The sequence below is a fragment of the Streptomyces sp. NPDC059900 genome (genome assembly GCF_050270335.1).
Classification (GTDB): domain Bacteria; phylum Actinomycetota; class Actinomycetes; order Streptomycetales; family Streptomycetaceae; genus Streptomyces.
This window is the reverse complement of the sequence record NZ_JBNNJZ010000322.1, coordinates 1-9,537: the sequence shown is the minus strand read 5'-3', so window position 1 is coordinate 9,537 and position 9,537 is coordinate 1. Positions and strand designations below refer to the sequence as shown.

The 9,537-nt window shown below is 72.4% G+C and carries 8 protein-coding genes and 1 tRNA gene; 5 read left to right on the top strand and 4 right to left on the bottom strand.

Features of this window, described 5'->3' with window-relative positions; genetic code table 11:
* The first annotated feature begins 56 nt into the window (after positions 1–56).
* The 5 genes from ACQKIP_RS30795 to ACQKIP_RS30775 all read left to right on the top strand — a co-directional run bounded on the left by ACQKIP_RS30795 (position 57) and on the right by ACQKIP_RS30775 (position 5,036).
* Entirely contained in the window at positions 57–584 is a 528-nt protein-coding gene (locus tag ACQKIP_RS30795; protein WP_365857463.1) for a DUF3592 domain-containing protein, read from the top strand.
* Positions 585–631: 47 nt separating this feature from the next.
* Positions 632–2,290, top strand: a complete 1,659-nt coding sequence (locus tag ACQKIP_RS30790) for an AMP-binding protein (protein WP_365857465.1) — start codon at positions 632–634, stop codon at positions 2,288–2,290.
* Between the two features lie 445 nt (positions 2,291–2,735).
* Positions 2,736–4,034, top strand: a complete 1,299-nt coding sequence (locus ACQKIP_RS30785; protein ID WP_365857467.1) for a sensor histidine kinase — start codon at positions 2,736–2,738, stop codon at positions 4,032–4,034.
* The gene (locus ACQKIP_RS30780; RefSeq protein ID WP_365857469.1) at positions 3,998–4,672 is read left to right on the top strand and encodes a response regulator transcription factor; all 675 of its coding nucleotides are present in this window, start codon (positions 3,998–4,000) and stop codon (positions 4,670–4,672) included. The genes ACQKIP_RS30785 and ACQKIP_RS30780 overlap by 37 nt, the downstream gene beginning before the upstream one ends.
* 73 nt (positions 4,673–4,745) lie before the next feature.
* Positions 4,746–5,036 (top strand): hypothetical protein, encoded by a 291-nt coding sequence (locus ACQKIP_RS30775; RefSeq protein WP_365857471.1) that lies wholly within the window; start codon positions 4,746–4,748, stop codon positions 5,034–5,036.
* Here the strand turns inward: ACQKIP_RS30775 and ACQKIP_RS30770 are convergent.
* The 4 genes from ACQKIP_RS30770 to ACQKIP_RS30755 form a co-directional block, all read right to left on the bottom strand.
* On the bottom strand, positions 5,011–7,206 hold the full coding sequence (locus ACQKIP_RS30770; RefSeq protein WP_365857473.1) for an MMPL family transporter: 2,196 nt from the start codon (positions 7,204–7,206) through the stop codon (positions 5,011–5,013). The genes ACQKIP_RS30775 and ACQKIP_RS30770 overlap by 26 nt on opposite strands.
* Positions 7,207–7,436: 230 nt before the next feature.
* Positions 7,437–8,108, bottom strand: coding sequence for a response regulator transcription factor (locus tag ACQKIP_RS30765; protein WP_365857475.1), 672 nt, complete (start codon positions 8,106–8,108; stop codon positions 7,437–7,439).
* Positions 8,041–9,270, bottom strand: coding sequence for a sensor histidine kinase (locus ACQKIP_RS30760; protein ID WP_365857477.1), 1,230 nt, complete (start codon positions 9,268–9,270; stop codon positions 8,041–8,043). The genes ACQKIP_RS30765 and ACQKIP_RS30760 overlap by 68 nt, the downstream gene beginning before the upstream one ends.
* 148 nt (positions 9,271–9,418) lie before the next feature.
* Positions 9,419–9,492 (bottom strand) — tRNA-Lys (locus tag ACQKIP_RS30755).
* Positions 9,493–9,537: the final 45 nt, after the last annotated feature.

The window sequence follows — 9,537 nt, the reverse complement described above, 5'->3', positions numbered from 1 at the left end:
GTCCAGACCAGGACGGCGTACGCGGGCAGTACCGGCAGTAATCATCGGGGGATGCAGTGGAGTTCTTTTTCTATGCCGTGCCGACCTTGATGGGCGCGCTGATGATCGCGATGGCGGTCGCCGTGATCAATCGCCACAGGCGGCTGCGGGAGGCGTGGTCGAGCGGCCTGACGGCGGAAGGGCGTTGTCTGCGCACATACACCACGACGAGCCGGCACGGCGACAACCACCACATCAGCACCACGCTGCACCACGTCTACGAGTTCGTCCTGCCCACGGGGCGGCCCGTCCGGTTCGAGGATCAGAACGGCCCCGCGACGATCGTCGAGGGCGACATCGTCACCGTGTACTACGCGGCCGACCGCCCGGAGGCGGCGACGGTGCGGGCGCCGGATCCCTCCAGGAGCACGGCCGCCCTGATCGGCGCGCTCTGCTTCTTCGGCGTCGCGCTCGCCTTTTGCGTCGTCTTCATGGCGACGGCGAACGACATGTTCGACGCCTCGGACTCGTTCGACTTCGACGACGGGTACGACTCGGGTGACGGGTTCGATCCGGACCAAGGCTTCGACCCGGACCTGCCGTAGGGGCGCGCTCTCCTCATCTGACGCTGCATCAGTTATGGTGCGCGGCCATGGAGTCCACCGGGAGCACCGTCGCGGAACTCGTACTGGCACGCTGGGGCGACCACCGCCCCGGACTGCGCTTCGAGAACCAGGAGCTGACCCACCATCAACTCGTCGCGGGTGCGGCGGCGAGAGCGGCGCTGCTGGCCGACCTGCTGCCGAGAGGGGCCGAGCCGCATGTCGGCGTCCTGCTCGACAACACCCCCGAGTACCCGCTGTGGCTGAGCGCGGCGGCGCTCGCGGGGGCGGCGGTGGCGGGGATCAACCCCACGCGCCGGGGCGCGGAACTGGCCCGCGACATCGTGCACACCGACTGCCGGGTCCTGATCACGGAGCGGGCGCATCTGGCGCTCCTCGACGGCCTCGAACTGCCGGGCGTACGCATCCTGGTGACGGACACCGACGCCTACGCCGAGCTGCTCGCGCCCTACGCGGACGCGCGCCCGGAGATATCGGGAACGGTGACTCCGGCGAGCCGCATGCTCCTCTACTTCACCTCAGGGTCGACCGGAGCGCCCAAGGCCGCCATCTGCACCCAGGGCCGTCTCGCCGCCGCGGGCCAGTCCCTGGTCAGCCACTTCCGCCTCGGCCCGGACGGGGTCCACTACATCTGCATGCCCATGTTCCACGGCAACGCGGTGATCGCTGACTGGGCGCCCGCGCTCGCCGCTGGGGCGGGGGTGGCGCTGCGGCGGCGCTTCTCGGCTTCGGCGTTCCTGGACGACGTACGGGCTTACGGGGCGACGTACTTCACGTACGTGGGCCGGGCGGTGCAGTACGTCCTCGCCACGCCGGAGCAGCCCGACGACACGTCGAACCCCCTGCTGATGGGCTTCGGCACGGAGGCCGGGGCGGTGGACGCGGCGCGGTTCGAGAAGCGGTTCGGGGTGCGGCTCGTCGAGGGGTACGGGTCTTCGGAAGGGGGCGCGGCGATCCAGCGGACGCCGGGCACGCCCGCCGGGGCGATCGGCGTCGCGGTGCCGGGGAGCGATCTCGCAGTGGTGGACTCCGGGACGCGGGAGGAATGCCCGCCCGGTTCCTTCGACGCGGAGGGGCGGCTGCTGAACGGGGATGCGGCGATAGGGGAGCTGGTGAACAAGGGGCGGGCGCCCTTCGAGGGGTACTGGCGCAACGCGGAGGCGGATGCGGCGCGGCTGCGGGACGGGTGGTACTGGACGGGGGACCTCTTCTACCGCGACGCGGAGGGGTTCTTCTACTTCGCGGGGCGTACGGACGACCGGCTGCGGGTGGACAGCGAGAACCTGGCGGCTGCGGTGATCGAGAACATCCTCGCGCGGTGGGAGGGGGCGGCGGCGGTGGCGGTGTACGCGGTGCCGGATCCTGTGGCGGGGGATCAGGTGATGGCCGCGGTCGCGCCCAGGGAGGGGGCCGCGTTCGATCCCCTCGCCTTCGCCGAGTTCCTGCTCTCGCAGCCGGACCTGGGCACGAAGATGGCGCCTCGCTTCGTACGGGTGGTCCGGCGGATGCCGGTGACGGCCACGAACAAGGTGGCGCGGGCGGCGCTGCGCCGGGAGGGCTTTCGCTGCGGTGACCCGGTCTGGTGGCGCCCGGGCCCTGGCGCCTACCGCCCCCTGACCCCGGCGGACGAGTCCACGCTCCTGTCCCAATACCGCGCCCAATCCCGCGAAAACCTGCTCCCCGGCTAGCCCGCTACCGCTGCCACCACGGAACACCCCTCTCCCGCCCGCCCACCTGTCACCCCGCAGCCTCACCTGCACCGAACAACCTTCCCCACCCACCCGCCCGTTTGCCCCGCAGCCTTGCTCGCACCGAACAAGCTGTCCCACCCACCCGCCCGTTTGCCCCGCAGTGACGGGGCGGTGGTAGTGCGCCGGCCACGGGAGCACGGCCCCCACGCACCGGCACCCGGCATCGAGACGCGAGGGGACGTGTCGGTATTTCCGCCCGGAGCACGGTTCGCAACACTCCCCAGCCGAAGCAACAAGACGGCGCCCACCCGATGGCGAGGACGGACATACCGACGCGGCCCCGCACCCAACGACGGACCAGCCCCGCAGCACGCCCCGCACACCCGCACCCGGAACACCCTCACCCCCGCCCCGCCCCATCCCGCCCGCATACCGTGACCCCATGGCCAGCGAGAGTGTGTGGGTGGGGCTTCGGCGGTGGAGGTATCTGGGGAGCAGTGCGCCCTGGAGGGGGGTCGGGTATCTCCTCGGGGGTGTGGTGTTCGGGGTGGTCGTGCTGGTGGGAGGGCTTGCGGCAGCCGTCGTCGGGGCCGCCCTTGCCGTCGTACTGGTAGGGCTCCCGCTGCTCGCCCTCCTCGGCCTCGCCGGCATCCCCGTAGCCGCCCTGGAACGCCGCAGGCTCCGCCTCGTCGAGCCGGCGACCCCCGCCCCCACCCCCCACCGCACCCCCGAAGCCCCCGGCATCCCCGCCTGGTTCAAGCTGCGGGTCAAGGAGCAGGCCACCTGGCGTGAGCTCGCGTACACCGCGCTGCTCGCCCTGGTCCTGTGGCCCATGGACCTGCTCGTACTGGCCTGCACGGTCGGCGCCCCCGCCGTCCTGATGGCGGCCCCCGTCCAACTCGCCTTGGACGGCGGCGAGATACGCGCAGCCAAGCTCTGGCTGGTCGGCGACTACCCGCACGCCTTCGCCACCGCCCTGCTCGGCCTCGCCCTGCTCGCCCCGCTGCTCTACCCCCTCGGCGCCTACGCCACCGCCAGGGCCGCCCTGGCCCGCCTCCTCCTCGCCCCGCGCGAGGCCGAGCTGACCACCCAGCTGGCGGAAGTGACCCGCTCCAGGGCCCGCCTGGTGGACGCCTTCGAAGCCGAACGGCGGCGGATCGAGCGGGACTTGCACGACGGTGCCCAGCAGCGGCTCGTCGCGCTGACCATGACCCTGGGCCTGGCGAGGCTCGACGCCACCCCCGGCAGCGAACTCGCCGCACAGCTCGCCAAGGCGCACGACGAGGCGGGGAACGTGCTGAACGAACTGCGTGAACTCATCCGCGGCATCCACCCCCAAGTCCTCGTCGACTACGGCCTCGCCGCCGCCGTCGAGGACGCCGCCGACCGCTCCCCGATCCCCGTCGACACCGACCTGGACGACCTGCCGCGCCTCCCCGAATCCGTCGAGGCCGCCGGGTACTTCACCGCCCGCGAAGCCCTCACCAACATCGCCCGCCACAGCGGCGCCCCCCGCGCGCACATCAGCGCGCGCCACCACGGGGACACCCTCCGCATCGACGTGCGCGACGAGGGCAAGGGCGGCGCGGACCCCGCCCGCGGCTCCGGCCTGACCGGCCTGGCGGACCGCCTCGCGGTGCTCGATGGCACACTGACGGTCACCAGCCCGCCCGGTGGCCCGACCGTACTGTCCGTGGAGATCCCGTGCAGAGCCCAGCACCCCCAAGTCCCCGAGGACTGAGGATCGTCGTCGCCGAAGACAGCGTGCTGCTCAGGGAAGGTCTCGTCGGCCTGCTCACCCGCTTCGGCCACGAAGTGCCCGCCGCGCTCGGCGACGCACGGGGGCTGCCCGCCGCCGTCGACGCGCACGCCCCTGACCTGGTCCTCACCGACGTACGCATGCCGCCCTCCTTCCAGGACGAGGGCCTGCGCGCCGCCCTCGCCCTGCGCGCCGAGCGGCCAGGGCTTCCGGTCCTGGTGCTCAGCCAGTACGTGCAGCGTTCGTACGCCGCCGAACTCCTGGACACCGGCGACGGCACCGGCGTGGGCTATCTGCTCAAGGACCGCGTGGGCCAGGTCGAGCAGTTCGCCGACGCGGTGACGCAGGTGGCGGGCGGCGGTACGGTCGTGGACCCGGAGGTCGTACGGCAGTTGCTCAGGCGCCGCCGCGATCCCCTGGAACAGCTCACGCCGCGCGAGCGCGAAGTCCTCGGCCTGGTCGCCGAGGGCAGGTCGAACGCGGCGATCGCCGCCGAACTCGTCGTCAGCGAGGCCGCGGTGGGCAAACACATCGGCAACATCCTCGGCAAACTGGACCTGCCGCCCGGAGACGGCACCCACCGCAGGGTGCTCGCGGTCCTGGCCTATCTGCGGGCCTGAGCGGCAGAAGGAACGGACCCGTCCCGCCGATCCTTGCAATGGCCACCGGTCTGGTCGATTACGATCCTGGACCATGAGCACGTCAGACCAGATGGGGGCAGGCCGGGCAGGCCTCACGCCGCGCCAGGCCCGGCGCATACGGATCGCCGCGGCCTCGTTGCTGATGGCCGCGGCGGCCGTGGTGCTCGCCGTGCGCCTGGCGAGCAGGTCGTCCGTCCTGGTCGTGGGGGTGTACGGGCTGCTGCTCGTCCTCTGCGGCCTGGTGATCGAACTCAGCAGGCGGGGACGGACCCGGCTCGGCAGCTATCTGCTCGCCGTCGGCCTGGTGGCCGCCCTGGTCATGGACTGGGTGGTGCTTGCCTGACCGCTCGCCCGTCCCCCTGCCCGGCCGGTACGGGGGCGTTCGTCACCGGCGCCTCCTCGCGGAGCCCGTACCGCTCGTGGAGCCTTCGCATCCGCGCCGGCGCCCACCACGCGCGCCTGCCGAGCAGCGTCATCGTCGCCGGTACGAGGAACATCCGCACCAGGGTCGCGTCGATGAGCACGGCCAGCGTCAGGCCGAGGCCGATCTGCAGGATCGGTGCGAAGCCGCCGGTCATGAACCCGCCGAAGACGATCGCGAGCAGCAGTGCCGCACAGCTGACGACACGCCCCGAGCGGCGCAGGCCCTCGACGGTGGCGGCACGGTGGTCGCCCGTCTCCAGCCAGGTCTCCCGCATCCGGGACAGGATGAACAGCTCGTAGTCCATGGCGAGCCCGAACGCGATCGCGATGATCAGCGGCGGCGCCGTCAGGCTCAGCGCCCCGAGCCCCTCACTGCCCAGCAGCCCCGCGAGATGCCCGTCCTGGAACACCCACACCACGACGCCGAGCGCGGCGCCCAGGCTGAGCAGGGTGGTGGCGAGCGTACGCAGGGGCAGCAGCAATGACCCGGTGAAGGCGAAGAGCAGGGCGAACAGGGCGACCAGGACGGTGAGTACGGCCCAGGGGGCGCGCTCGGCGAGCATCGAGCGGAAGTCGACGAGGCCCGCTGCGTTGCCGGTGACCCGGACGGGTTCGTCCCCGCGCAGGTCGCGCACCCGCTCCACGATCCGGGTGGCTTCGGGACCGTCGACCGAGCCCTTGGGGGTCAGCTCCAGCAGGACCGTCCCGTCGGGGAGCCGTTCGCTGTCGGCGGCCCTGATGCCGGGCAGGGCACGGATACCGGCCACGGTGCCTGGATCGGTGCCCGACCCGACGAGCACCTTGACGGGGTCGGTGTCCGCCCCGGCCGGATAGTGCTCGCGCACGGTGTCGTACAGCTGCCGGGCCTCGGTGTCGTGCGGGAGCTGCCGCGCGTCCCCGATGTTGATCCGCATCCCGAAGGCGGGCAAGGCGAGGAGCGTGAGGACCGCGACCACGGTGGCGGTCACGGCCACCGGGCGCCGGGCGGAGAAGAGCGCGAGCCGGGCGAAGAAGGCCCTGGGCTCGGACGCGACCCCGGCCCTGCTCCTTCGTCGCCAAAGCCCTTTACGCGTACGGGACTTAGCACCCGAAGGCGCGACCTTGCCGCCGAACAGGGCGAGCAGCGCGGGCAGCAGCGTCAGCGCCGCCAGCATGTCCACGACGACCACCGCACCGGCCGCCAGGCCCATGCTGCGCAGGAACGGGCTGGGGAACCAGACGAGCCCCGACAGGCTGATGGCCACCGTCAGGCCGGAGAAGAGGACGGTGCGCCCGGCGTGGGCGACGGTCGCGTGCACGGCCCGCGCCACGTCGTCCGCCTTCCCCCGCTCCTCGCGGAAGCGGATCACCATCAGGAGCGCGTAGTCGACGGCGAGGCCGAGGCCGAGCATCGTGACGATCTGGACGGCATAGACGGAGATCTCGGTGAACTGGCTGAAGCCGTAGAGCGTCAGGAAGGCGCCCGCCACACCGCTCACGGTGACCAGGAGGGGGAGCCCGGCGGCCCGCAGCCCGCCGAAGATGAGCAACAGAACGACGAGTACGGCGGGCAGAGTGATCAACTCGGCCCGTGCGACGTCCTCCTGGGCCCTGCCGCCCATCTGCTCGCCGAGCAGCGGCCCACCGCTCACCGCCACCTCGCCCGCGCTGATCTCACGGATACGGTCGGCCGCGTCGCCGGTGGCCTCCACCTCGGCATCGTCGTCGAGCCCTCCCTTGAGGGTGACGGGGATGAGCAGCGCCTTGCCGTCCCCGGAGACGAGACCCCGGGTGGTGTACGGGTCCGGTACCTGCGCGATGCCGGGCTGCTCCCGTACGTCGGCGATCGCGTCGCCCACCTGGGCGCGCAGCCGCGGGGTGTCGACGGCGGGGCCCGACACGACGGCGTTGAAGTCGTCGCCGTACGGCGTGAGTTCGTCCAGGCGCTCCGCGGCGACGACCGACTCGCTGCCGGGGACGTCCTCGACCGACGAGGTCAGGTCGCCGAACACGCGGGTGCCGAAGCCGAAGCCCAGGACCAGGAGAAGGAGCCAGACGAGGACGACGGTCTTGGGGCGCCGGGTGGCGGTATGAGCGAGGGCGGCCAGCATGGCTCTGCCTCCTCCGTGGATGGGGTCCGGGTCGCCCCCAGAGTCGTCCCCGGCGGGTGTGCGGCGGATCGCCGTGCCGAGCGGTCTTGCGGCCTCCCCCGTGCGGGGTAGGTCTCGGTCGGGCGGGGGAGGGGGAAGGGGGAATCAGCCCGTCCGGCGTTTGAGGACGAACTCGGCGGAGCCGGTGATCGACGGCGCGCACACGGCAGGGCGCCCGAGCCAGGACAGACCTAACTCCCCGGCACCACGAGCCCCGTCTCGTACGCGCAGATCACCGCCTGCACCCGGTCCCGCAGCCCCAGTTTCGACAGGACGTTGCTGACATGGGTCTTCACCGTGTGCTCGCTGACCACGAACGACGCGGCGATCTCCGCGTTGGACAGGCCACGCGCGAGCAGCCGCAGCGTCTCCTCCTCGCGGGCGGTGAGGACCGCGAGGCGTTCGGACGGCGTCACGTCGGGAGCGTCGGACTCCGTGCGGCGGCGCCGGACCACGTCCGCCACCAGGCGCCGCGTCACCGACGGCGCGAGCAGGGAATCGCCGGCCGCCACGACCCGTACCGCGTGCACCAGGTCGTCCCGGCGGACGTCCTTGAGCAGGAAGCCGCTGGCTCCCGCGTACAGCGCCTCGTAGACGTACTCGTCGTGGTCGAAGGTGGTCAGCATGACCACCCGGCAGCTGGACTGCGCGCACACCCGGCGGGCCGCCTCGATGCCGTCCATGCCCGGCATGCGGATGTCCAGGAGGACGACGTCGGGGCCGTGCCGCAGGACCGCCGCCACCGCCTGCGCGCCGTCACCCGCCTCCGCCACCACCTCGATGTCGGGCTGCGCCTCAAGGATCATGGAGAAGCCGCTGCGCACCAGCTCCTGATCGTCGGCGACCGCCACCCGGATGCTCATCACCCCAGAATGCCGTGGGCAGCCGTACGGCGACACGGAATCCGCCATCGGGTCCGTTGCCGGCCTCGGCCGTGCCACCGCAGGCGGCGGCGCGTTCCCGGATGCCGACGAGCCCGTGCCCCGAATCCGCCGAGGTCAGGGACCCGACCCCGTCGTCCTGGACCCGTATCCGCAACTCGGCGTCCAGCCAGTCGAGCCGGACGGACGCTTCCGTCGCCGCCGCGTGCTTGACGCAGTTGGTCAGTGCCTCCTGGACGATCCGGTACGCGGCCACCTCGACGTAGGGCGGCAGCGGACGCGGATGTCCCGACTGCGCGAGGCCGACGCGCAGACCGGTCCGTCCGACGAGCGCGGTCAGCTCCGGGAGCGCGGCGAGCGTCGGCTGCGGGTCGCGCCCGTCCGGGGCCGACGGCTCTCTCAGGACGCCCAGGATCCGCCGCAGCTGCACCATCGCGTCGCGCCCCGCACCCGCGATCGCCTCGAAGGCCCCCACCGCCCGGTCCGGGTCGCTGCGCACGACCACGGGGCCCGCCTCGGCCTGGACCACCATCAGGCTCACCGCATGGGCGAGGATGTCGTGCATGTCGCGGGCGATGCGGGAGCGCTCCTGGCTGACCGCGCGCGCCGTCTCGGTGGCGCGCTCCCGCTCCAGGCGCCGGGCCCGGTCCTCCAGGGCCGCCGTGTAGGCGCGCTGCACGCGGGCGAAGGCGCCGAGTGCGTACGCGCTGATGAGGCTGAACAGGTGGAAGGGGTATTCGTACGGCTCGGCGTGCTCCTTGAAGGCCATGGTGACGGCGGCCCCCGCCAGCCACCCGGCGAACATGACGCGCCGCTTCAGCGGCGGGCTCAGGGCGGCCACGGTGTAGAGGGCGACCATGCCGCCGAAGCAGACGTCGGGCGGCGGCCGGTGGTAGAGCGCCATGGCGGGCGTGAAGAAGGCGATGACGGCGGCGCAGGCGAAGGGCGCGCGCCTGCGCCAGATCAGCGGCACCGCGGTCCCGGCGCCCAGGACGAACCCGCCGGGGCTCAGCGGGTCGCCGCCCTCGTCCGGGAAGAGGAACTGGAGCGATACGGCGAAGAGCACCACGGCGGCAAGGGCGGTGTCCACCACGTAGGGGCGGGTGGTGCGCAGCCGGGACAGGGCGGGCAGGGGACGCTGCATCGGGCGGCTCCTCGGGGCAGGAGGCCGTGCCAGTATCGCGGCGCCCCGGCGGCGCTGTCCTCACCGGTGCGGGGGATATCGGGGGGATATGCGGCGGGATACGCACGAAAGAAGCCCCTCGCTCGCGCGAGGGGCTTCTCACTGTCTGTGCGCCGCCAGGGACTCGAACCCCGGACCCGCTGATTAAGAGTCAGCTGCTCTAACCAACTGAGCTAGCGGCGCCTGCTGACTCGAAAATAATACCTGGTCCCGGGGGGTGCTCAGAAC